This window comes from Streptomyces sp. NPDC037421, from assembly GCF_055602105.1.
This window is the reverse complement of the sequence record NZ_JBVJWV010000005.1, coordinates 275041-295481: the sequence shown is the minus strand read 5'-3', so window position 1 is coordinate 295481 and position 20441 is coordinate 275041. Positions and strand designations below refer to the sequence as shown.

Genomic DNA, 20441 nt, shown 5'->3' with positions numbered 1-20441 from the left:
GATACTGGGCTCCATGGCTTACGACGATCTCCGCTCGCTGCTCCGGGCTCTGGAGCGGGAGGGCGACCTCAAGCGCATCAAGGCCGAAGTCGACCCGTACCTCGAGGTCGGGGAGATCGTCGACAGAGTGAACAAGGCCGGCGGCCCGGCCCTGCTCTTCGAGAACGTCAAGGGCTCGGCGATGCCGCTCGCCATGAACGTCTTCGGTACCGACCGCCGCCTCCTGAAGGCCCTCGGCCTCAAGTCGTACGGCGAGATCAGCGAGAAGATCGGCGGCCTGCTCAAGCCCGAGCTGCCCCAGGGCTTCATCGGCGTCCGCGAGGCCTTCGGCAAGCTCGGCTCGATGGTCCACGTACCGCCGAAGAAGGTGAAGGGCGAGTCCGCGCCCGTCCAGGAGGTCGTCCTCACCGGCGACGACGTCGACCTCGACCAGCTCCCGGCCCTCTTCACCTGGCCCAAGGACGGCGGCTCCTTCTTCAACCTGGGCCTCACCCACACCAAGCACCCCGAGACCGGTGTCCGCAACCTCGGCCTCTACCGCCTCCAGCGCCACGACAAGCGCACGATCGGCATGCACTGGCAGATCCACAAGGACAGCCGCAACCACTACGCCGTCGCCGCCGCGCGCGGCGAGCGGCTGCCGGTCGCGATCGCCTTCGGCTGCCCGCCCGCCGTCACCTACGCCTCCACCGCGCCGCTGCCGGGCGACATCGACGAGTACCTCTTCGCCGGGTTCGTCGCGGGCAAGCGGATCGAGATGGTCGACTGCAAGACGGTCCCGCTCCAGGTCCCGGCCAACGCCGAGGTCGTCATCGAGGGCTGGCTGGAGCCCGGGGAGATGCTCCCCGAGGGCCCCTTCGGCGACCACACCGGCTTCTACACCCCGCAGGAGCCCTTCCCCGCGCTGAAGATCGACTGCGTGACGATGCGGCGGCGCCCGCTGCTCCAGTCGATCGTGGTCGGCCGGCCGCCGACGGAGGACGGCCCGCTGGGCCGCGCCACGGAGCGGTTCTTCCTCCCGCTCCTCAAGATCATCGTGCCGGACATCGTGGACTACCACCTGCCCGAGTCGGGCGGCTTCCACAACTGCGCGATCGTCTCGATCGACAAGAAGTACCCCAAGCACGCCCAGAAGGTCATGCACGCCATCTGGGGCGCCCACATGATGTCGCTGACCAAGCTGATCATCGTGGTCGACAAGGACTGCGACGTCCACGACCTGCACGAGGTCTCCTGGCGGGCCCTCGGCAACACCGACTACTCCCGCGACCTGACCGTGGTCGAGGGACCGGTGGACCACCTGGACCACGCCTCCTACCAGCAGTTCTGGGGCGGCAAGGCGGGCATCGACGCGACCAGGAAGCTGCCGGAGGAGGGCTACACCCGAGACGGCGGCTGGCCCGACATGGTCGAGTCCGACCCGGCGACGGCGGCCCTGGTGGACCGCCGCTGGAAGGAGTACGGCCTGTGAGCCCCATCGGCATGGGCGGCCCCGCCCTCTTCATCGGCGACGACACCACGTACGTGGCCCTCGTGCGCCCGGAACTCGACCCGGCCGACCCGGAGGTCCGCGAGGCCGCCGAGGAGGCGGGCGTCAGCCCCGAGGAGTTCGTCGGTCCCGGCGGCGTCTGGGCGCTGATGTGGGACGAGGAGGACGGCGGCGGAGGCTTCGAACTGCCCGGGCTGCGGGACGCGGACGCCGACGACTTCGCCGAACGCCTGCTCGCCGAGCTGTCCTTCGCCGAAGCCGATCCGTTCACCGTCGAGGCCGGCCCCGTGCTGAGCCTGGAGGGCCGCCCGGCCGGCGACGACTGCGCCTTCCTGGCCCGGATCACCCCGCCGGAGGGCGAGGAGGTTCCCCCGCTCATCCTGGACATCACCCCGGAGGCCGTGGACACCCTCCGCGCCGACCTCGAAGAATTCCGCAGGAGCCTGGCATGACCTCCGCCGCCGAAGCCCTCCCGGGACCCGGCCCCGCGCCACAGGCCACCGGCAAGGTGAAGGCCTTCCTGCGGCTCGTGATGATCGAGCACTCGGTCTTCGCGCTGCCCTTCGCGTACATCGCCGCGCTGACGGCCATGTACCGGGTCGACGGGCGCATGCACTGGACCGAGCTGCTGCTCGTCACCGTCTGCATGGTGGGCCTGCGCACCTTCGCGATGGCCGCCAACCGGATCATCGACCGGGAGATCGACGCCCGCAACCCGCGCACCGCCGGGCGCGAGCTCGTCACGGGCGCGGTCTCGGTGCGGTCCGCCTGGACCGGCGCGGGCATCGCGCTGGTGGTCTTCCTCGGCGCCGCGGCCCTGCTGAACCCGCTGTGCCTGGCGCTGGCGCCGGTCGCCGTCATCCCGATGGTGGTCTACCCGTACGGCAAGCGGTTCACGAACTTCCCGCAGGCCATCCTCGGACTGGCCCAGGCCATGGGGCCGGTCGGCGCCTGGCTGGCCGTCACGGGGGAGTGGTCCTGGGAGGCGGTGGTCCTCGGTCTCGCCATCGGCGTCTGGATCGGCGGCTTCGACCTGATCTACGCCTGCCAGGACGTGGACTCCGACCGCGCGGACGGCGTCAAGTCGGTCCCGGCCCGCTTCGGCGTCCCGGGCGCGCTCTGGGGCGCCCGCGGCTGCCACGTGGTCACCACGGCCCTGCTGGCCTGGTACGCCGTCCTCACCGACGGCGGCGTCTTCCTCTGGCTGGGCCTGCTGGTCGTCGCTGCGGCGTTCCTCTACGAGCACACCATCGTCAAGCCGCACGACCTGTCCCGCCTGAACCGCGCGTTCTTCACGGTCAACGGCTTCATCGGCATCGCCCTGTTCGTGTGCGCGCTGGCCGATCTGGTGGTGCGGGGTCTGACGGTCTAGCTACGGTGCGGCCTACCATCGAGTGCATGGGCAGGGAGGCCGACGTGACCGTCTCGGAGAGCGACCGCCTGCACTCACAGCTCAGCCGGTTCGAGGACATGTTCCCGGGCTACCGGATGGAGATTGTCGAGGGCGCCATCGTGACGAGTCCGCTGAAGGCACACCACGCGAGGACCATTCGGTTGCTGTGGAACTCGCTGGAGGCCCAGTTGTCGGCGGACTGGGGGTTCATCAGTGACGTCGCGGTGCCGTTCGACGGCGACAACGAGTTCTGCCCGGACCTCGCGGTGCTGCCGGCGGTGGAGGCGGACAGGAACCTCAGCGCCTACCCGCCCGACCTGATCGAGTTGGCCGTCGAGGTCATCTCCCCCAGCAGCGTCCGCAACGACTACGAGGTCAAGGACCGGGCCCACGCCCGGCGCGGGATCCCGCACTACCTGATCTTCGACCCGTACAAGGCGCACTGCGTCACCCTCTGGAACCCCGGCCCCGACGGGTACCGCGGCCGTGACGTGATCCCGTACGGCGACGCGGTCGTGGTGGAGACCGGCATCGGCAAGTTGACCGTCGACACCTCGGGCCTCCCCGTGGACCCCGGTTCGGCCGTCAGCTGAGCAGCGCCGGCCGCGGCGGCGCCGGGCGGCCGTAGCAGAGGGCCGTCAGCACGCCGCCCGCCAGGCCGCACAGGTGGCCCTGCCAGCTGATCGTGGGGTCCAGCGGCAGCAGGCCGAGGAAGAAGCCGCCGCCCCAGTACGCGGCGACGGCCACGCCCACCAGGATGCCCGGCACCTTGCGCTCGACGAAGCCGCGCACCACCACGTAGCCGAAGAGGCCGTAGACGACGCCCGAGGCGCCCAGGGTCATGGCGTCCGACGGGGCGATCAGCCAGGTGCCGATGCCGTCCGCCAGCAGGATCAGCACGGACACCGCCAGGAAGCGCCGGATCCCGGACACGGCGGTGATGAAGCCGAGGACCAGCAGGGGGACGCTGTTGGAGGCCACGTGGTCGAAGCCGTAGTGCAGGAAGGATCCGGTGAGGACGCCCGTGAGGGTGTCGGGGTCGCGGCCCACGATCCCGTACTGGTCGAGGGAGTGCCCGGTGGCGTAGTCGACCGCCTCGATCAGCCACAGCAGGGCCACCCAGCCCAGCATCAGCTGCGCGGCGGCCTTGGCGCGGTCCGTCCGGCTCCAGGCCGGCTCGGCGGCGGTCGTGCTCATGGTGGTTCCCCCTCGTGCCGTCCCACCCCCTGGGACGTGCGGACACCTTACCGAGTGCCCGCGCGCCGTGGCCGGATAGTCTCGGAGGTATGACTGACGGCAAGCGCACCCCGTGGGTGGTCGGGGTTTCCGGGGCGTCCGGGACGCCGTACGCGGCGGCGGTGGTACGGGGGCTGCTGGCGGCGGGCGAGAGTGTGGACCTGGTGGTCAGCCGGGCCTCGCGGCTCACCCTGCTGGACGAGACCGGGATCGCCTTCCGGGACGCGCACTGGCGCGCGGACCTGGGGGAGTGGCTGGGCCGCGGCGCGGACGGCAAGCCGGGGACCTTCGCGGGGTTCGACCTCGACGGGGTGCGGTACTGGGGTGCCGGGGACCTGGCGGCCGGGCCGAGTTCGGGTTCGTACCCGGTGAAGGGGATGCTGATCGTCCCGGCTTCCACCGCCTGTGTGGCGGGTGTGGCGCTCGGGCTGTCGAAGGACCTGCTCCAGCGCGTCGCGAGCGTGACGCTCAAGGAGCGGCGCAGGCTGGTGGTCGCGGTGCGGGAGACCCCGCTGAACGGGCAGACGCTGAAGCATCTGGTGGCGCTGGACGAGGCGGGCGCTGTGGTGCTGCCCGCCTCTCCGGCGTTCTACGCGGGCGCGACGCACATCCAGGACCTGGTGGACTTCGTCGCGGGGCGGGTGCTCGACGCGGCAGGTGTGCCGCACGGGCTGTACCGCCGTTGGGAGGGGGAGCTTGGCAGCGCCCGCCCCCGTGAGTAGTGGCGCTAGCGCTTCTTGGGGCTGCCCGGGCGACGGGTCTTGTCGACGCGGTGGGCGGCGGTGGGCTGGTCGGTGCGGGATCGGTTGGCCAGCTCCTGGAGCTGTCGCATGTGCGCGTAGGCCGCCTCGATCGTGTACACGGTGAACCACTCCTGAAGATCGTCATTGATCTGTTGAAAGATTCACAGGGTGTTGACCCTGTGTGCCTTTGATTCTATACCTAAACTTGCAGGATCGCCGAATAATGGAAGGCTCCACGTAATGGACACGGTGGACAGGCAGCTCATCCAGGCGCTTCGGGAGAACGGCCGCGCCTCGTACGCGGAGCTGGGCCGTCTCGTGGGCCTCTCCGGCCCCAGCGTCACCGACCGCATCAACCGGCTGGAGACGGCCGGCGTGATCACCGGCTACCGTGCGACGGTCGCCGCCGCCGAGCTCGGCCTCGGCGTCACCGCGCTGATCGGCATCTCCCTCTCCGACGCCGCCGACCACGAGGACGTGGCGCGCCGGCTGCGCGACTTCCAGGAGATCGAGGACTGCTGGTTCATCGCCGGCGACGACTCGTACATGCTCAAGGTGCGCGCCGGGGACGTCGACGGCCTGGAGAAGATCATCCGGAAGCTCTCCGGCACCAAGGGCGTCTCCCGCACCCGCACCACGATCGTGCTCTCCACCAAGTGGGAGAACCGGGTCGGCGAGCTGCCCGAGGACGCCTGAGAGTACGGTGGGTGGCGGTTGCAGACAGGTACTGGACAGGGACAGGCAGAGGAGACACCGGAATGGACGCGGGGCTCAAGCGCGAGCTGGAGGAGAAGGTCCGCTCCGGCGAGCGGCTGACGCGTGAGGACGGCATCGCCCTCTACGAGTCGGACGACCTGGCCTGGCTGGGCGGCCTCGCCCACGAGGTGCGGATGCGCAAGAACGGCGACGTGGTCCACTTCAACGTCAACCGCCACCTCAACATGACGAACGTGTGCACCGCCTCCTGCGCCTACTGCTCGTTCCAGCGCAAGCCGGGCGAGAAGGACGCGTACACGATGCGCATCGAGGAAGCCGTCCGCCTGGCCAAGGCCATGGAGAACGAGAACCTCACCGAGCTGCACATCGTCAACGGGCTGCACCCCACCCTCCCGTGGCGGTACTACCCGCGTTCGCTGTCCGCCCTCAAGGAGGCGCTTCCCAACGTCTCGCTGAAGGCGTTCACGGCCACCGAGATCCACCACTTCGAGACGATCTCCGGCCTCACGGCCTCCGAGATCCTCGACGAGCTGATCGAGGCCGGCCTCGAATCGCTCACCGGCGGCGGCGCGGAGATCTTCGACTGGGAGGTCCGTCAGCACATCGTCGACCACGACACCCACTGGGAGGACTGGTCGCGCATCCACCGCCTGGCGCACGAGAAGGGCCTCAAGACCCCGGCGACGATGCTCTACGGGCACATCGAGGAGCCGCGCCACCGGGTGGACCACGTACTGCGGCTGCGCGAGCTCCAGGACGAGACCGGCGGCTTCCAGGTCTTCATCCCGCTGCGCTACCAGCACGACTTCGTGGACATGAAGGACGGCAAGGTCCGCAACCGGCTCCAGGCGCGCACGACGATGGCCACGGGTGCCGAGGCGCTGAAGACCTTCGCGGTCTCCCGCCTGCTCTTCGACAACGTGCCGCACGTCAAGGTCTTCTGGGTGATGCACGGCGTGCAGACCGCCCAGCTCGCGCTCCAGCACGGCGCGGACGACATGGACGGCTCGGTGGTCGAGTACAAGATCACGCACGACGCGGACAACTACGGCACCCCGAACAAGCTGGGCCGTGACGACCTCCTGGAGCTCATCCGCGAGGCCGGCTTCCGCCCGGTCGAGCGCAACACCCGCTACGAGGTCATCCGCGAGTACCCGGGCCCGGACGCCTCCCTGCGCGAGACCCCGCAGGCGATGCGCGTCTGACGCCTGACGGAGCGCCGCTTCCGCCGGAAGGAGCCCCGGACCGTCCCCGACGGTCCGGGGCTCCTCCGTGTCCGGGGCCGGGCCCCGGAAACCCGTTGCCCGGCGAATTGGTAATAGATACTCTCGCTCCATGACCCTTACCTTCACCTTCGATCCGGTCGTCGACCCCGCCCTGCGCGACGGCATCGCACAGCTGTGGACCGAGGTCACCAACGCCGGCGGCGCGGTCGGCTTCGTCCCGCCCGTCACCGTCGACGACATACGGCCCGCGCTGGTCAAGCACCTCGTCGCGCTGGCCGAGGGCCGCCACCGGCTGCTGGTCGGGCAGGACGCGGAGGGCGCGGTGCGGGCCGTCGCCTTCCTCGCCTTCGAGGCGCACCCGTTGCGGAAGCACTGGGTCTGGGCGTACACGGTCATGGTCGGCCCCGCCCTCCAGGGCCGCGGCGCCGGGCGGGAGCTGATGGCCGCCCTCGCCGACGCGGCGCGCTCGCTGGAGGGCATCGAGGCCATCCGCCTGGAGTGCCGCGGCGGGGCCGGACTGGAGCACTTCTACGCGGCGTGCGGCTACAAGGAAGTCGGCCGGGTGCCCGGCGCCATCCGCGTGGCCCCCGGCGACGACCGCGACGACATCACGATGCTGCTGCCCCTGCACTGACCCCACCGGGCCGCAGCGGGGGCCCGGCGTGCTTCACTGGACGGGCACGTGCCGACGTAGAAGAGAGGGAGGGGTCACCGTGGCCCTCAAGCCGAGCGCGACGATCCGCTACACCGCGATGCGCCTGGGCATCTTCGTCGGGTGCCTGGTGCTCGTCGCCGTCCTGGTCAACGTGGGCTGGGTGCCCGCCGGGCTGGGTGACGCCAACTTCGCCTGGGTCGTGCTCCTCGCGCTGGTGCTCTCCGCCCCGCTGTCCTTCGTCCTGCTGCGCAAGCAGCGCGACGAGATGTCCGAGCAGATCTCCGGCCGCGTCGCGGGTGCGAAGGAGAAGCTCGCCGCGAACCGCAGCCAGGAGGACGCGGCCGACGACGCCGCGCGCGCCTGAGTCCTTCCTCACAGCCGCCCCGCGGCCGCTCCGCCCACCGATACGCCCCAGCGCCGGGAACACCCCCCGCCACGCTGGGGCTTCGGCGTTTCCGGGGGTCCGCGCGCCCGGCGCATCCACCGCCGCGCGGTCCGTGCTCAAAGCATCTCTTTGAGATTCTCAAAGCCGAAGTGTTAGCGTGTTCAACATGTTGACCGCAGCAGCGCACCCGATGAGCCCGAGCGTCCCGCTCGTGGCGCGCCTGCACGTCGACTTCTGCCGCCGCGTGTCCGCGGCCTGTTGCTGTCGCCGCTGAAGCCCGGCCGCCCAGCAGCGGTCCCCGGCCGGCCCGGCCCCTTTCCGGCTGCCGCCGTACCGCACCCCTTGCAGAAACCTTCCGCCGTACGTCCGCGCGTCCCCCGGAGAATGCCGTGTCCGCGTCCCCCCAGGCCCAGGCTCCCGCCAAGGCCTCCTTCACGTTCCCGTTCTGGGCCCAGATCGTCACCGGTCTCGTGCTCGGCGTCCTCTTCGGCTGGATAGCCCGCAGCCAGGACGTCAGCTGGCTGAAGACCACCCTGGAGCAGGTCGGCGACACATTCATCCAGCTCCTCAAGCTGGCCGTCGCCCCGCTCGTCTTCTTCGCGATCCTGGTGTCCATCACCAATCTCCGGAAGGTGAACAACGCCGCCCGGCTCGCCTCCCGCACCCTGCTCTGGTTCATGATCACCTCGCTGATCGCGGTGGGCATCGGCCTCGCGATCGGCCTGCTGACCGACCCGGGCGCCGGCACCGGCCTCACCCCGGCCGACGGCAAGGAGCCCAAGCGGCACGGCTCCTGGATCGACTTCCTGACCGGCATCGTGCCGAAGGACATCGTCACCCCGTTCACCGAGCTGAACGTCCTCCAGATCGTCTTCCTCGCCGCCGTCGCCGGCATCGCCGCCCTCCAGCTCGGCGCCAAGGCCCAGCCCGTCCTGAACCTCGCCGAGTCCGTCCTGGAGCTCCTCCAGAAGGCCCTGTGGTGGGTCATCCGCCTCGCCCCGATCGGCACCGTCGGCCTCATCGGCACCGCCATCGCCAGCTACGGCTGGGACCTCATCGGCAAGTACGCCACCTTCACCGCCGACATCTACATCGGCTCGGCGCTCGTCATGTTCGGCGTCTACCCGCTGCTGCTGTGGACCGTCGCCAAGGTCAACCCGGTCCAGTTCTTCAAGGGCGCCTGGCCCGCGATCCAGCTGGCCTTCGTCTCCCGCTCCTCGGTCGGCACCATGCCGGTCACCCAGAAGGTCACCGAGCGCCTCGGCGTCCCGAAGGAGTACGCCTCCTTCGCCGTCCCGTTCGGCGCCACCACCAAGATGGACGGCTGCGCCGCGATCTACCCGGCGCTCGCCGCGATCTTCATCGCGAACATCTTCGACGTGCAGCTCGGCATCAAGGAGTACCTGCTCATCGCGTTCGTCTCGGTGGTCGGCTCCGCCGCCACGGCCGGCCTGACCGGCGCGACCGTGATGCTCACCCTGACCCTCTCCACCCTGGGCCTCCCGCTCGCCGGCGTCGGCCTGCTGATGGCGATCGACCCGATCCTGGACATGATGCGCACGGCCACGAACGTCGCCGGCCAGGCGGTCGTACCCGTGATCGTCTCCGCCCGTGAGGGGATCCTCGACAAGGAGGCCTACGCCGCCGCCTCGTCCTCCCCGCTGGACGAGAAGGCCGCCGCGCCGGTCCCCGTCGCCGCCTGATCACGGCCCCACGGCATACGCCGCAGCCCCCGCCCGGGATCCCGGGCGGGGGCTGCGGCGTACGTGCGTCAGTCCAGGCAGAACTCGTTGCCCTCGGGGTCGGCCAGCACGATGATGCCCTCGTCGATGCCGTCCGGTTCGAGGCGGTACAGGCGCTCGGCGCCCAGGGCCTCCAGCCTGGCGGCCTCCACCTCCAGCGCGTCCATCCGCTCCGTGCCCTTCAGGCCCGGGGCCGAGCGGACGTCCAGGTGCAGGCGGTTCTTCACCGTCTTGCCCTCCGGGATCTGCTGGAAGAAGATCCGCGGGCCCTTGCCGTCCGGGTCTGTGATCGCCGACCGGCTGTTGTGCTGCTCGGGCGGCACGCCCCACGCCGTCAGCGCGGCCGGCCAGTCCGCGAAGCCCTCCGGCGGCGGCTGGACGCGGTAGCCCAGCACCTCGGCCCAGAAGGCCGCCAGCGCGCCGGGGTCGGCGCAGTCGTACGTAACCTGGATTTCCTTGGCCATGCCGCCTCCGAAGGCTCGAAACCTGCCCCGCCGGGTCGCCGCGGATGACAGGGGTGGAGGGAAAGGGGGCCGGGCCCGCGCCTTTCCACTCCCAACGTATAGCGCACCAGGGGGCTTGCCACAAGATCACCAGTGTGGTGCAGACTCTCCAACCTGAGCCGGTAACAGGGGGATTGGGAGTACGGAATGCGTGTAGTGCTGTCTGCCTACGATTCGCGCGGGGGCGTCGAGCCGCTCGTGGGGCTCGCGGTGCGGTTGCGGGAGCTGGGGGCCGAGGTGCTGGTGTGCGCGCCGCCGGACGAGGAGTTCGCCGGGCGGCTCGCCGGGGTCGGCGTGGAGATGGTCCCGACCGGCGCGTCGGTGCGCGACCTGGTGACCGGCAAGGTGCCGCCGTCGCCGGGAGGCATCCCGAAGCGGGCGGCCGAGCTGGTCGCCGCGTTCTACGAGAGCGTGACGCGGGCGGCGGCCGACGGCTGCGACGTACTGCTCGCGACCGGCCTGGTGCCGGCCGTCGCCGGGGTGAAGGCGGCCGCCGAGAAGCTGGGCGTCCCGTACGTGTACGCCAGCTACCAGCCCGTCAGCCTGCCCTCCCCGCACCACCCGCCGATCCCGCGTCCGGGCCGGCCGCTGCCGCCGGAGATCACCGACAACGAGGTGCTGTGGGAGCGGGACGCCCGCGACGCGCAGGACGTCTTCGGCGACGCGGTCAACGCCTTCCGGGAGTCGGTCGGGCTGCCGGCGGTCGACGACCTCCGCGACCACGTCTTCACCGACCGCCCCTGGCTGGCCACCGACCCGGTCCTCGCCCCGTGGGTGCGGCCGGCCGGGCTGGAGGTCGTGCAGACCGGTGCGTGGGTACTGCCGGACGAGCGGCCGCTGCCGGCCGACCTGGTGGAGTTCCTCGACGCCGGCGAACCGCCGGTGTACGTCGGCTTCGGCAGCATCCCCATGGCCGATCCGGCCGGGCTCGCCCGGGTGGTCGTGGAGGCCGTCCGCGCGCAGGGCCGCCGCGTACTGCTCTCCCGGGGCTGGGCCGACCTGGCCCTGACCGACGCCGCCGCCGACTGCTTCGTCGTCGGCGAGGCCAACCACCAGGCGCTGTTCCCCCGGGTCGCCGCCGTCGTCCACCACGGCGGCGCGGGCACCACGACCACCGCCACCCGTTCCGGCGCGCCGCAGGTGATCGTCCCGCAGGCGGCGGACCAGCCGTACTTCGCCTCCCGCGTGGCCGGGCTCGGCATCGGCGCGGCCCACGACGGCCCGACCCCGACCGTGGAGTCCCTGTCGGCCGCGCTGGAGACCGCCCTGACCCCGGAGACCGCCGCCCGGGCGGCCGCGGTCGCCGCCGCGTTCGACACGGACGGGGCGGCGGTGGCGGCGAAGCTGCTGGCCGGACTGACCAAGGGATAAGTCCGACTTGTAGGTTCATCAGTGGGGCCTGAAGCAGATGGCCTCGATCGCGACCGCCGCAGCGATGGCCCCGGTGCTCATCGGGGCCGCACCGGCGACGGCGAGCGAGCGGACCGATGCGGGCGCCGTCGCGCCGGACCGGGAGGCCGTGGAGACGTCAACTCCCCCGCGGACGAGGGCGGGGCCGAGGAAGGGCCGGAGACCGAGACCGGGGCCGGGCCGGAGGCTCCGTCCGACGGGGGTGAGCCGGTGGCGGTGGCGAGGAGCCCGGTGGCGGAAGCCAGGAGCCCGGCCACGAAGACGGCTCCGGGCCCGGCGGCGAGGAAGCCGACCCCGGTACCGGAAGCGACGGCACCGTTCAGGCTTCCGCACCCCGGCAGGACATCACCGGCGCCGGTGGCCGACTGGCCGAGACGGGCGCGGACACCGCCACCACCGGCCGCCTGCTCGGCCTCGGCGGCGCGGCGCTCACCCTGGGGGCGGGTCTGCTCGTGGGCACGGGCAAGCGCCGCCGTTCCAAGCCGCAGCCCTAGGGGGTGTCAGACCGTCAGCCACCGCCAGTAGGCCACCGCCGCCAGCAGGAACGGCACGGCGTACCACCACCGCCCGAGGTTGCGGTGGAAGACGGGGACGGCGGTCAGGAGCAGCCCGAGGAACCACAGTCCGACCGAGAGCACGGCGTTGACGCGCGCGTCGTCGCGCATCGGGTCGTACGGGTGGTCCGGCTGCAACACCAGCGAGCCGTAGAGGAAGAAGGCGGCGGGCACGTAGATGAGGGCCAGCGGCAGGGCGAGCACCCAGCGCAGGCACCCCTGGTCCTCGGGCCGGTCTATGGACGTCATCCGGCCATCTTCGCCGCCGTCAGGACCGCTTCCACACCCGGATGCCGGCGTCCTCGCTCGCGCTGACGAGGGTCTTGCCGTCGGGGCTGAACGCGACCGAGGTCACGGCAGCGGTGTGTCCGTTGAGCGTCGCGCGGTGCTCGCGGGACGGGACGTCCCACAGCCGGATGGTACGGCCGCCGCCGCTCGCGATGGTCTGACCGTCGGGGCTGAACGCCACCGACCGGACGCTGCTGTTGTGGCCCGGCAGGCCGGTGCCGGTGCGGGCGGCCGGGTCCCACAGCCGGACGGTGCCGTCGGCGCTGCCGCTGGCGAGGGTCTTCCCGTCGGGGCTGAACGCCACCGAGGAGACGGCCTTGGCGTGGCCGGTGAGCGTGGCGGTGGAGGTGTGGTTCGCCGGGTCCCAGAGGCGGACGGCGCCGTCGGCGCTGCCGCTGGCGAGGGTGCCGTCGGGAGCGAACGCCAGTGACAGCACGGGTTTGGTGTGCCCGGTGAGGGTGGCCACGGCGGTGGTGGAGCGGGTGACCACGTCCCAGAGGCGGATGGTGCCGTCATCGGCCCCGCTGGCCAGGGTCTTGCTGTCCGGGCTGAACGCCACCGCGCGGACCAGCCCCGTGTGTCCCGCCAGGATGCCGAGGGGCTCCAGGCTGTAGACGTCGTGCAGGCGGAGGGCCTTGTCGCTCCCGCCGACGAGGAGCTTGCCGTCGGGGCTGTAGGACACGCAGGTCACGGCCGCGTCGTGGTTCGGGGAGAGGGTGATGCTGCCCCCGCCGGCGAAGTTGTACAGCTGGACGCTGCGGTCGTTGCCGCCGCTGACGAGGAACCTGCTGTCCGGGCTGATCGCCACCGAATCCACCGAGCCGGCGTGCTTCTTGATCTCCTGCACCGTGCGTACCCCGGCGGTGCCGGGGCTGCCGGTCGCGTCGGTCCCTCCGTCGGAACCCCCGCCGCCGTTCTTCTTGCCGCCGTCGTTCTTGTCGCCGGTCAGCCGCCACACGGCGTACGTCCCGCCGCCGGCCCCCGCCAGCACCCCGAGCCCGCCGAGGCCGAGCAGCACGTTCCGGCGGCTCGGGCCCGGGTCGGTGGCGGTGGCGGTGCCGGTGCCGGTGCGCCCGGTCAGGTCCATGGTGGGCACGTCGCGCACGGCAGGCCGCAGCAGCAGCGCGCGCAGCCGCTCGGCGACGGCCGGGGCGTCGGGCCGGTCGGCCGGCTCCTTGGCCAGCATCGACGCCACCAGCTCCACGAGCGCGGGCGGCAGGTCCGCCCGTACGGAGTCCAGGGCCGGAGGCGCCTCCTCCAGGTGCATCCGCATCAGCACCCAGGCCTGGTCGGTCCCGGAGAACGGCGGCGCGCCGGTCAGCAGCGCGTACAGCACGCACCCCAGGGCGTACACGTCGCAGCGCCCGTCGACCTGTTCGCTCCGCCACTGTTCGGGGGCCATGTAGGGCGGTGTGCCGAAGACGCGTCCTGTGGCGGTCAGACCGCCCGTCGCGTCGGCGGTGCGGGCGATGCCGAAGTCGCAGATCTTGACCCGGCCGTCGGCGAGGAGGAAGAGGTTCCCGGGCTTGAGGTCCCGGTGCACGACTGTCTGCGCGTGCGCGGCGGAGAGGGCCTCGGCCGTCTGGAGGGCGAGGTCGAGCACCTGGGGGAGGGGGAGGCCGCCGGCGGGCGAGTCGGCCAGGAGGTCCGAGAGGTCCCGCCCCTCCAGCAGCTCCATCACGATGAAGAGCCGGTCGTCGTGGTGGCCGATGTCGTGGACGACGGTGATGCCGGGGTGCTGGAGCCGCGCCCCGATGGCGGCCTCGCGGCGGAAGCGGCCGAGGAGTTCCTCCGACGCGTCGAACTTCAGCAGCACCTTCACCGCCACGGCCCGGCCGAGCTCGGTGTCGTACGCAAGCCACACCTCGCCCATGCCGCCGTGCCCGAGCTGCCCGTCCAGCCGGTACCGCCCGGTCAGCTGCTCCCCCGGCTGCATTCCGCCCCCTGCACCCCTGTCAACTACTGCGCGTGCAAGGGGTCATTGTGCCGCAACGAACCCCGCCCAGGCGGAAGGACCGAAGGTGAGGTGGGGGAGGGCGGTGTCCTTGGAGCCGCGGATGTGGATCGTGGAGGGGGTGGCGGCCAACGCCGTGACCCACGGGCGGGTGCCCGGGCGGGACTTCCTGGTGGTGCTCAGCCTGGTGCCGGCGGGGCGCTGCGGATCGAGGTGGTGGACACCTGCCGGGACCGGATCCCGATCCTCCGGGACGCGGACCCCAGCGCGGAAGGGGGCCGGGGGCTGGCGGTGGTGGAGGCGCTGGCCGACCGGTGGGGGGTGGAGCAGGGGCCGGCGCCGCGCAAGGCGGTGTGGGCGGAGGTGGACCTGCCTACAGCTGGCACGCCAGCAGGGTCGTGACCGGAGGCGGGACCACCGCGATCCAGCCCGCCCAGCGTCCGGCAGCGGCCAGGGCGGGGCGTCGGCGGAGCAGCCAGCCGGTGAGGGCGAGCAGCGGGGTGGCCGTCCAGGAAGCGAACCAGAACACCTTGACGACCGCCACGGTCTCGGGGTGGACCTGCTCGGCCATCCCGGCCAGGGCCCCGAAGAGGAACGCCACGGGGACCAGGGACAACGCCAGGGCCGTGGACCACGCCAGTGCCTTGCCGGACGCGGGGGACGCGGGGTTCAGGGTGTCGTGCATGGGCCCAGCCAAGCGGCTGCGGGGGCGGTGCGCCTGCGCCCGGGTACTCAGGGTCCGCCGGTCCGCGTACTCATCCGGGACGCGGGCCGCCGGGACCCGGCGACCCTCGACACAACCACTCAAGTACGGAGGTAAATCCACCCAACCACCCCTCCGGCTCCCCGCTCACTCACTCGGGTGAACCGTGCCAACTCGGCTGGATTTCGGGGTGGTTGCCGGGCATATGCTCGCCCCACAACAACAGACCTGAGACGGCCCCCGCCGGGACTGGCATCCCGGGCGAGGGCCTGACCAACTAGGAAGAAAGCACCTTCCAGATGGCTTTCAAGAAGCCTAACGTGCGTCCGCGCACGTCGTCCTGCGTTCGAGGCGGGACCATCCCATCAGGTGTCATCCACGTCAACGTGCGGCACACCGAGCACTACGTGGTGGTCGGCAACCACCTCGCCCAGCACCGGGCCCTGTCGCTGGTGGCCATCGGCCTCGCGGTCTACATCCAGTCGCTGCCCGCCAGGACCAGGATCGGCATCAAGGAGCTCGCCGCCCGCTTCCCGGAGGGGGAGGTCCGCATCGCCGCCGCGCTGCGGGAGCTGGAGGCGGCCGGATACCTGGAGCGGAGCCGCGTACGGACCCCCGAGGGCAAGCTCGTCACCCGGACGGTGTCCTACAACCGCCCGCGCGGCACCGTCCCGCCGCAGGACGATCCCCCGCCGCCGGGCGACCGGGCCCCCGAGCCGGACCCGGACCCGGAGCCCGAGCCCGCCCCCGAGCCGAAGGCACCGGCACCCGCACCGGCGCCCCCGCCGGAGGCAGCGGCCCGGCAGGACGCCGTCGACCTGCTCGTCCGGCTGCGCGGGGACGACCCCCGGCTGCTGCTGGCCGAGCGGGACGTGCGGCGGCTCGCGCCCGGGGTGGCCGCCTGGCTGGACCGGGGGGCCGAGCCTGAGGCCGTACGGCACGTGCTGGCCCGGGACCTGCCCCCCGGCCTGCGCAGTCCGGCGGCGCTGATCGGGTACCGGCTGCGCGAGGGGATCCCGCCGCACATGCCGGTCACGCCGCCGCCCACCGGGCAGGCCGCCCGGCAGCCGGACCCGATGCAGAACTGCGACGGCTGCGACCGGGCCTTCCGCGCCCCCGAACCGGGCCGCTGCCGCGAGTGCCCGCCCGAACCGGCCCTGACCGCTGCCTAGGGTGGAGACCGCCACGGCAACGGATGGGGGAACGATGTATTCATCGGACAGCGTGCTCGTGCTCGGGCCGGGCGGGCCCGTCGGCACCGCCTGGATGGCCGGACTCGCCCACGGCCTGCGCGGCCTCGGCGTCGACCTGGGCACGGCGGATCTGGTCGTCGGCACCTCGGCCGGTGCGATCGTGGGCGCCGCGTTGCTCAGCGGCCAGGACCTCGCGTACTTCGCCGACCTCGGCGTCGGCGGCGGCGAAGGTTCCGGGCCGCCGCAGGCCGACCCGCAGCTCATGAGCGAGGTCTTCGCGGTCCTCGGTGCCGGCCTGCCGCCGGAGGAAGCCCGAAGCCGGGTCGGGCGGATCGCCCTCGACGCGACCGACCCGGAGGCCGTGCGGGCCCTGGTCGCGTCGCGACGCCGGCTCGTCGGCACGGACGCCTGGCCGGCCGGGCGCCGCCTGCTCATCCCTGCCGTGGAGGCGGGAAGCGGTGTGCCGGTGGTCTGGGACCGCGACAGCGGAGTCCCGCTGGCGGCTGCCGTCGCGGCCTCCAGCGCGTTCCCCGGCGCGGCGCCTCCCGTCCCGATCGGCGGGTGCCACTACATCGACGGGGCGCTGCGGGCAGGCACCAACCTGGACCTCGCCGCAGGTGCGCGTACGGTGGTCGTCGTGGAGCCGATGGCGCGTCAGGCTCCCGGGCCGGAAGCATCGGACGCGATCGGCGCGGAGACGCTGGTGTCGCTGTTCCCCGACGAGGCCTCGGCCGTGGCACTCGGTACGGACCCGTCGAACCTGTCGGCGTGGGTACCCGCGTTCCGGGCCGGGCGACGGCAGGCCGACGCCGCGCGGGCGCAGTTGGCCGGAGCTTGGGGCACCGGCGCGGAATGAGCCGGCGGGACGTGTCCGTCCAGGGGAAGACCCCCGGCCCGGGAAACACCGATGGCGAGGAGTTCGAGCGCTCCTCGCCATGATCAACTTATAGCCCACGGGGGGTCTTGCCGCAAGGCCCCGGTCATGGTCCAGAATCCTCACTCGTAGCCATGACCTGGGGAAACGGGGAGAAGTTGAAGACGATCGACGCCATCGACGTGGTCATCGCAGGCGGCGGGCCGACCGGCCTGATGCTGGCCGCAGAGCTGCGCCTCGCCGGGGTGCGGACGGTCGTGCTCGAAAGGCTCACCGAGCCGGCCGGGCAGTCCCGCGGGCGCGGGATGCAGGTGCGCAGCGTCGAGATGCTGGACCAGCGGGGGCTGCTGGACCGGTTCCTCGCGGTCGGCGAGCCGTACCGGACCGCCGACTTCGGCGGGCTGCTCAAGCTGCGTCCGGAGCTGATGGACACCGCGCACCCGTACGGCCTCGCCACTCCGCAGACCGTCACCGAACGGCTGCTGACCGAGCGGGCCGTGGAGCTGGGCGCCGAGGTCCGGCGCGGCTGCGAGGTCGTCGGGCTGGGCCAGGACGCGGACGGGGTGGACGTCGAGCTGGCCGACGGCACGCGGCTGCGGGCGCGTTACCTCGTCGGCTGCGACGGGGGCCGCAGCACGGTGCGCAAGCTGCTCGGCGTCGGCTTCCCGGGGGAGCCGGCCAAGGTCGAAACGCTGCTGGGCGACATGGAGTTGGCCGAGGACGCGGCGACGGTGGCCGCCGTCACGGCCGAGGTGCGCAAGGTCCACGTCCGGTTCGGCACCATCCCCATGGGGGAGGGCGTGTACCGGGTCATCGTGCCCGCCGACGGGGTGGCGGAGGACCGTACGGCCGAGACGACCCTCGACGAGGTCAAGGAGCGGCTGCGGGCCCACGCGGGCACCGACTTCGGGGCGCACTCGCCGCGCTGGCTGTCCCGGGTCGGGGACGCCACCCGGCAGGCCGAGCGCTACCGGGCCGGCCGGGTGCTGCTGGCCGGCGACGCGGCGCACATCCACCCGCCGACGGGCGGCCAGGGCCTCAGCCTCGGCGTCCAGGACGCGTTCAACCTCGGCTGGAAGCTCGCCGCCGAGGTCAACGGCTGGGCCCCGGCCGGCCTGCTCGACACGTACGAGGCCGAACGGCACCCGGTGGGCGCGGGCGTCATCGCCAACACCCGTGCGCAGACCGCGCTGCTGGAGAACACCGCCGGGGCGGTGGCGCTGCGGGAGCTGTTCTCGAAGCTGCTGGACTTCGAGGAGGTCAACCGGTACGTGACCGAGCTGACCTCCGCCGTCGGCGTCCGCTACGACCTCGGCGAGGGCCACGAGCTGCTCGGCCGCCGGATGCGGGACGTCACGCTGAAGACGGGGCGGCTCTACGAGCTGATGCACGCAGGCCGGGGCCTGCTCCTCGACCGGACCGGCGGGCTGCTGTCGGTGGCGGGCTGGGAGGACCGGGTCGACCACGTCGTGGACACCGGCGGGGAGCCGGACGCGCCCTCGGTGCTGCTGCGCCCGGACGGCTACGTGGCCTGGGCGGGCCAGGACCGGCGGGAACTCCTCGACCGCCTGCCCAGGTGGTTCGGCGCCGCCGGCTGACCGCCCGCCCGGGGCGGCGCGCGGACGGGGGTGCCGTCCCGGGCGTGGCCGGCCGGGCCCGCATCCGCGTGCGGGCCCGGCCGGTCCGGTGTTGAGGATCTGCGGGGGAACGGGTCAGTCGGTGCAGTACCTGTTGATCGCGGAGTCGAACGCGGCGGTGTAGGCCTTCGTGTAGGCCTCGTCGGCCTTCTTCTTGGCCTCGTTGTCGGCGGTCAGACCCTGGAGGTTCTTCAGCTTCGGCTTCGGCGCGGCGTCGCAGACGCCGGACTGTCCCAGTTCCTTGCCGTCGGTGAAGCCCTCACGGGTGCCGCGCTTGCGCTCGTTGTCGATGAAGTTCTTGTTGACCGCGTCCTGTGCTTCCTGGCCGCCCAGGCAGGTCGCCTTGGCCCCGTCCGTCTGGGAAGCGGTGTACTTGCCGGCGGGCAGGTCGGGGGCGGTGAACTTGCCGTCGTCGCCCGCGGTGACGAGGCTTCCGCCGTCGCCGTCGGAGCGGTCGACGATCACTTTGCCCTTGGTCTTGTCGAACCCTTCGCCGGTGACGATCACCTTGGTCGCGTCACCTGCCTTGGCCTCGACGAAGCACTGGGCCGTGGGGGCCGCCTGCGGGGTCGTGGCCCATGCGGCGGTGACCGGCCCGAGGGCGAGCGAGCAGGCCGCGAGCGGGATGAAGAGAGTGGTACGGGTGCGCTGGTTCATGTCGTTCCTCACCTCGGGGGCGGGAGGGGGGCGTGACCGGGGCGGGATCGCTCGAGGGGCGACGCCCAACGGCACGCGGTCGTTGAAGGCCGGAGCCGTACGCGGGGGCGGGTGCGCTCGACGCGCGACGACCGGCCCCGGAGGCAGTCCGTCCCTTCCATCGTCCCCCCTCCGCCCGGGCCTGTCGACCGGAGCCGGGCCGGCCTGCGGCCGGTGGCCGTTGCACGGTCGGCGACCTGCGTAACCCCTTGTCGGCGTGCGCCGTTGCGGTGCGTCCCGCGCCCGGGCGCGTCGGCGTGCGGGCGCATAAAATGGTGTGGTCACGCCCTGCGCCCGCCTGGGTTCCGGCACCCGACCACGGGCCCGGGGACCGCCCGTGGGCCGTGCCCCGGCCGAGACGTCCGGGCCGGGCCGGATCCACCCGTCCGAGAGGGCGACCATGACCGGCCACCTCCGGCGGCGGGCGTTCGGCCCGCTCGCCGTGCTGTCCACTCCCGCGCTGGTGCTGCTGACGGTCGTACCCGCCGCCGCCCGGCCGCTGCCCGCCGTGCCGGCCACCACGGCCGCTCCGGTGAGCGCCCCTTCGGTCTGCCACGGGTTGACGCAGGGTCAGGATCCGTACCACCGCGGCTGCCGCGAGGGCTACACCCAGGGCTCCAGCGCCGGCAACCGCGACGGCAAGCCGCCCGTCTGCCGCAAGACGCTACCGCCGTTGGTCCCGCCCAACCCCACTCCGTTCGTGCAGGGCAAGGCCGAGGGCTACAAGTACGGGTACGACCAGTCCTATGCGAAGTCGGCGGCGGCCAACAAGGCCGCGTGCGACGCGTTGAACAACCCGAAGCCGCAGCAGCCGCCGCCACCGCCGCAGCAGACGCAGGAAAGCATGTACGCCGCGGGGAAGTCCTCCGGGGAGGCCTGGGGCCGTGACGAGGGCAAGGCGTGCCTCCTCGCGCGCACCCACGCCCGTCTGGTGCCCCCCAAGCAGCCCGACCCGCTGGTCATCGCCTTCCAGAACGGCTACGCGCTCGGTTACGACACCGCCTTCGACGAGGCGTACCGCGAGAACTGCCTGAACAAATGAC

23 protein-coding genes are annotated in these 20441 nt (G+C 72.3%); 15 read left to right on the top strand and 8 right to left on the bottom strand.

Going from position 1 to position 20441, the window contains the following annotated elements; translation table 11 throughout:
- Positions 1 to 13: 13 nt before the first annotated feature.
- Genes ACZ7IF_RS10635 through ACZ7IF_RS10620 form a run of 4 tightly spaced genes read left to right on the top strand, consistent with a single transcriptional unit; the run spans position 14 to position 3475 of the window.
- Positions 14 to 1471 carry a menaquinone biosynthesis decarboxylase gene (locus tag ACZ7IF_RS10635; RefSeq protein WP_470966464.1) on the top strand — a complete coding sequence of 486 codons (1458 nt, stop codon included), beginning with the start codon at positions 14 to 16 and terminating at the stop codon, positions 1469 to 1471.
- Positions 1468 to 1941 carry a hypothetical protein gene (locus ACZ7IF_RS10630; RefSeq protein ID WP_470966460.1) on the top strand — a complete coding sequence of 158 codons (474 nt, stop codon included), beginning with the start codon at positions 1468 to 1470 and terminating at the stop codon, positions 1939 to 1941. The genes ACZ7IF_RS10635 and ACZ7IF_RS10630 overlap by 4 nt, the downstream gene beginning before the upstream one ends.
- Positions 1938 to 2861, top strand: a complete 924-nt coding sequence (gene mqnP, locus ACZ7IF_RS10625) for a menaquinone biosynthesis prenyltransferase MqnP (protein ID WP_470966455.1) — start codon at positions 1938 to 1940, stop codon at positions 2859 to 2861. The genes ACZ7IF_RS10630 and mqnP overlap by 4 nt, the downstream gene beginning before the upstream one ends.
- Before the next feature lie 26 nt (positions 2862 to 2887).
- Positions 2888 to 3475, top strand: coding sequence for a Uma2 family endonuclease (locus ACZ7IF_RS10620; RefSeq protein ID WP_470966448.1), 588 nt, complete (start codon positions 2888 to 2890; stop codon positions 3473 to 3475).
- Here ACZ7IF_RS10620 and ACZ7IF_RS10615 read toward each other — a convergent pair.
- Entirely contained in the window at positions 3468 to 4079 is a 612-nt protein-coding gene (locus ACZ7IF_RS10615; RefSeq protein WP_470966443.1) for a rhomboid family intramembrane serine protease, read from the bottom strand. The two genes, ACZ7IF_RS10620 and ACZ7IF_RS10615, sit on opposite strands and share 8 nt — an antisense overlap.
- An 89-nt stretch (positions 4080 to 4168) precedes the next feature.
- Between ACZ7IF_RS10615 and ACZ7IF_RS10610 the strand changes: the two genes are divergently transcribed.
- Complete coding sequence (locus tag ACZ7IF_RS10610; RefSeq protein ID WP_470966437.1) at positions 4169 to 4840, top strand: UbiX family flavin prenyltransferase; 672 nt, start codon at positions 4169 to 4171, stop codon at positions 4838 to 4840.
- 5 nt (positions 4841 to 4845) lie between these two features.
- On the opposite strand, the gene ACZ7IF_RS10605 is transcribed toward ACZ7IF_RS10610, so the two are convergent.
- Complete coding sequence (locus ACZ7IF_RS10605) at positions 4846 to 4980, bottom strand: hypothetical protein (RefSeq protein ID WP_470966431.1); 135 nt, start codon at positions 4978 to 4980, stop codon at positions 4846 to 4848.
- A 121-nt stretch (positions 4981 to 5101) separates the two neighbouring features.
- Between ACZ7IF_RS10605 and ACZ7IF_RS10600 the strand changes: the two genes are divergently transcribed.
- The 5 genes from ACZ7IF_RS10600 (at position 5102) to ACZ7IF_RS10580 (ending at position 9547) form a co-directional block, all read left to right on the top strand.
- Complete coding sequence (locus tag ACZ7IF_RS10600; RefSeq protein ID WP_362063736.1) at positions 5102 to 5557, top strand: Lrp/AsnC family transcriptional regulator; 456 nt, start codon at positions 5102 to 5104, stop codon at positions 5555 to 5557.
- Positions 5558 to 5619: 62 nt separating this feature from the next.
- Positions 5620 to 6783, top strand: a complete 1164-nt coding sequence (mqnE, locus tag ACZ7IF_RS10595; protein WP_470966422.1) for an aminofutalosine synthase MqnE — start codon at positions 5620 to 5622, stop codon at positions 6781 to 6783.
- Positions 6784 to 6913: 130 nt separating this feature from the next.
- Positions 6914 to 7438 carry a GNAT family N-acetyltransferase gene (locus ACZ7IF_RS10590; protein ID WP_470966415.1) on the top strand — a complete coding sequence of 175 codons (525 nt, stop codon included), beginning with the start codon at positions 6914 to 6916 and terminating at the stop codon, positions 7436 to 7438.
- A 118-nt stretch (positions 7439 to 7556) separates the two neighbouring features.
- Entirely contained in the window at positions 7557 to 7823 is a 267-nt protein-coding gene (locus tag ACZ7IF_RS10585; RefSeq protein ID WP_470966800.1) for a DUF4229 domain-containing protein, read from the top strand.
- Between the two features lie 410 nt (positions 7824 to 8233).
- Positions 8234 to 9547, top strand: coding sequence for a dicarboxylate/amino acid:cation symporter (locus ACZ7IF_RS10580; RefSeq protein ID WP_470966410.1), 1314 nt, complete (start codon positions 8234 to 8236; stop codon positions 9545 to 9547).
- Positions 9548 to 9615: 68 nt separating this feature from the next.
- Here the strand turns inward: ACZ7IF_RS10580 and ACZ7IF_RS10575 are convergent, their stop codons facing one another.
- A complete protein-coding gene (locus ACZ7IF_RS10575; RefSeq protein WP_470966407.1) occupies positions 9616 to 10050 on the bottom strand; it encodes a VOC family protein in 435 nt (144 codons plus the stop codon).
- A 186-nt stretch (positions 10051 to 10236) separates the two neighbouring features.
- Between ACZ7IF_RS10575 and ACZ7IF_RS10570 the strand changes: the two genes are divergently transcribed.
- The gene (locus ACZ7IF_RS10570; protein WP_470966400.1) at positions 10237 to 11460 is read left to right on the top strand and encodes a glycosyltransferase; all 1224 of its coding nucleotides are present in this window, start codon (positions 10237 to 10239) and stop codon (positions 11458 to 11460) included.
- A gap of 539 nt (positions 11461 to 11999) precedes the next feature.
- Here ACZ7IF_RS10570 and ACZ7IF_RS10565 read toward each other — a convergent pair.
- The 4 genes from ACZ7IF_RS10565 to ACZ7IF_RS10550 form a co-directional block, all read right to left on the bottom strand.
- Entirely contained in the window at positions 12000 to 12302 is a 303-nt protein-coding gene (locus tag ACZ7IF_RS10565; RefSeq protein WP_470966395.1) for a hypothetical protein, read from the bottom strand.
- 19 nt (positions 12303 to 12321) lie between these two features.
- On the bottom strand, positions 12322 to 14277 hold the full coding sequence (locus ACZ7IF_RS10560; RefSeq protein WP_470966389.1) for a WD40 repeat domain-containing serine/threonine protein kinase: 1956 nt from the start codon (positions 14275 to 14277) through the stop codon (positions 12322 to 12324).
- Positions 14278 to 14319: 42 nt separating this feature from the next.
- Positions 14320 to 14427, bottom strand: coding sequence for a DUF397 domain-containing protein (locus ACZ7IF_RS10555; RefSeq protein ID WP_470966383.1), 108 nt, complete (start codon positions 14425 to 14427; stop codon positions 14320 to 14322).
- A gap of 241 nt (positions 14428 to 14668) precedes the next feature.
- Complete coding sequence (locus ACZ7IF_RS10550; protein ID WP_470966377.1) at positions 14669 to 14980, bottom strand: hypothetical protein; 312 nt, start codon at positions 14978 to 14980, stop codon at positions 14669 to 14671.
- Positions 14981 to 15297: 317 nt separating this feature from the next.
- Between ACZ7IF_RS10550 and ACZ7IF_RS10545 the strand changes: the two genes are divergently transcribed.
- The 3 genes from ACZ7IF_RS10545 to ACZ7IF_RS10535 all read left to right on the top strand — a co-directional run bounded on the left by ACZ7IF_RS10545 (position 15298) and on the right by ACZ7IF_RS10535 (position 18663).
- Positions 15298 to 16170, top strand: coding sequence for a helix-turn-helix domain-containing protein (locus ACZ7IF_RS10545; protein ID WP_470966372.1), 873 nt, complete (start codon positions 15298 to 15300; stop codon positions 16168 to 16170).
- 34 nt (positions 16171 to 16204) lie between these two features.
- Positions 16205 to 17047, top strand: coding sequence for a patatin-like phospholipase family protein (locus tag ACZ7IF_RS10540; RefSeq protein WP_470966366.1), 843 nt, complete (start codon positions 16205 to 16207; stop codon positions 17045 to 17047).
- A gap of 152 nt (positions 17048 to 17199) precedes the next feature.
- On the top strand, positions 17200 to 18663 hold the full coding sequence (locus ACZ7IF_RS10535; protein WP_470966360.1) for an FAD-dependent monooxygenase: 1464 nt from the start codon (positions 17200 to 17202) through the stop codon (positions 18661 to 18663).
- Positions 18664 to 18777: 114 nt separating this feature from the next.
- Here ACZ7IF_RS10535 and ACZ7IF_RS10530 read toward each other — a convergent pair whose 3' ends face one another.
- On the bottom strand, positions 18778 to 19359 hold the full coding sequence (locus ACZ7IF_RS10530) for a hypothetical protein (RefSeq protein ID WP_470966353.1): 582 nt from the start codon (positions 19357 to 19359) through the stop codon (positions 18778 to 18780).
- 439 nt (positions 19360 to 19798) lie between these two features.
- Between ACZ7IF_RS10530 and ACZ7IF_RS10525 the strand changes: the two genes are divergently transcribed.
- A complete protein-coding gene (locus ACZ7IF_RS10525; protein WP_470966346.1) occupies positions 19799 to 20440 on the top strand; it encodes a hypothetical protein in 642 nt (213 codons plus the stop codon).
- Position 20441 lies beyond the last annotated feature (1 nt).

Excerpts from the sequence above, each read along its gene's own strand:
- ACZ7IF_RS10545 (WP_470966372.1), top strand. The coding sequence starts at position 15,298 with ATGGCTTTCAAGAAGCCTAACGTGCGTCCGCGCACGTCGTCCTGCGTT.
- ACZ7IF_RS10530 (WP_470966353.1), bottom strand. The coding sequence starts at position 19,359 with ATGAACCAGCGCACCCGTACCACTCTCTTCATCCCGCTCGCGGCCTGC.
- ACZ7IF_RS10620 (WP_470966448.1), top strand. The coding sequence starts at position 2,888 with ATGGGCAGGGAGGCCGACGTGACCGTCTCGGAGAGCGACCGCCTGCAC.
- ACZ7IF_RS10615 (WP_470966443.1), bottom strand. The coding sequence starts at position 4,079 with ATGAGCACGACCGCCGCCGAGCCGGCCTGGAGCCGGACGGACCGCGCC.
- ACZ7IF_RS10550 (WP_470966377.1), bottom strand. The coding sequence starts at position 14,980 with ATGCACGACACCCTGAACCCCGCGTCCCCCGCGTCCGGCAAGGCACTG.
- ACZ7IF_RS10525 (WP_470966346.1), top strand. The coding sequence starts at position 19,799 with ATGACCGGCCACCTCCGGCGGCGGGCGTTCGGCCCGCTCGCCGTGCTG.
- ACZ7IF_RS10635 (WP_470966464.1), top strand. The coding sequence starts at position 14 with ATGGCTTACGACGATCTCCGCTCGCTGCTCCGGGCTCTGGAGCGGGAG.
- ACZ7IF_RS10570 (WP_470966400.1), top strand. The coding sequence starts at position 10,237 with ATGCGTGTAGTGCTGTCTGCCTACGATTCGCGCGGGGGCGTCGAGCCG.
- ACZ7IF_RS10535 (WP_470966360.1), top strand. The coding sequence starts at position 17,200 with ATGACCTGGGGAAACGGGGAGAAGTTGAAGACGATCGACGCCATCGAC.
- mqnE (WP_470966422.1), top strand. The coding sequence starts at position 5,620 with ATGGACGCGGGGCTCAAGCGCGAGCTGGAGGAGAAGGTCCGCTCCGGC.
- ACZ7IF_RS10575 (WP_470966407.1), bottom strand. The coding sequence starts at position 10,050 with ATGGCCAAGGAAATCCAGGTTACGTACGACTGCGCCGACCCCGGCGCG.
- ACZ7IF_RS10585 (WP_470966800.1), top strand. The coding sequence starts at position 7,557 with ATGCGCCTGGGCATCTTCGTCGGGTGCCTGGTGCTCGTCGCCGTCCTG.
- ACZ7IF_RS10540 (WP_470966366.1), top strand. The coding sequence starts at position 16,205 with ATGTATTCATCGGACAGCGTGCTCGTGCTCGGGCCGGGCGGGCCCGTC.
- ACZ7IF_RS10590 (WP_470966415.1), top strand. The coding sequence starts at position 6,914 with ATGACCCTTACCTTCACCTTCGATCCGGTCGTCGACCCCGCCCTGCGC.
- ACZ7IF_RS10610 (WP_470966437.1), top strand. The coding sequence starts at position 4,169 with ATGACTGACGGCAAGCGCACCCCGTGGGTGGTCGGGGTTTCCGGGGCG.
- ACZ7IF_RS10565 (WP_470966395.1), bottom strand. The coding sequence starts at position 12,302 with ATGACGTCCATAGACCGGCCCGAGGACCAGGGGTGCCTGCGCTGGGTG.
- ACZ7IF_RS10560 (WP_470966389.1), bottom strand. The coding sequence starts at position 14,277 with ATGCAGCCGGGGGAGCAGCTGACCGGGCGGTACCGGCTGGACGGGCAG.
- mqnP (WP_470966455.1), top strand. The coding sequence starts at position 1,938 with ATGACCTCCGCCGCCGAAGCCCTCCCGGGACCCGGCCCCGCGCCACAG.
- ACZ7IF_RS10600 (WP_362063736.1), top strand. The coding sequence starts at position 5,102 with ATGGACACGGTGGACAGGCAGCTCATCCAGGCGCTTCGGGAGAACGGC.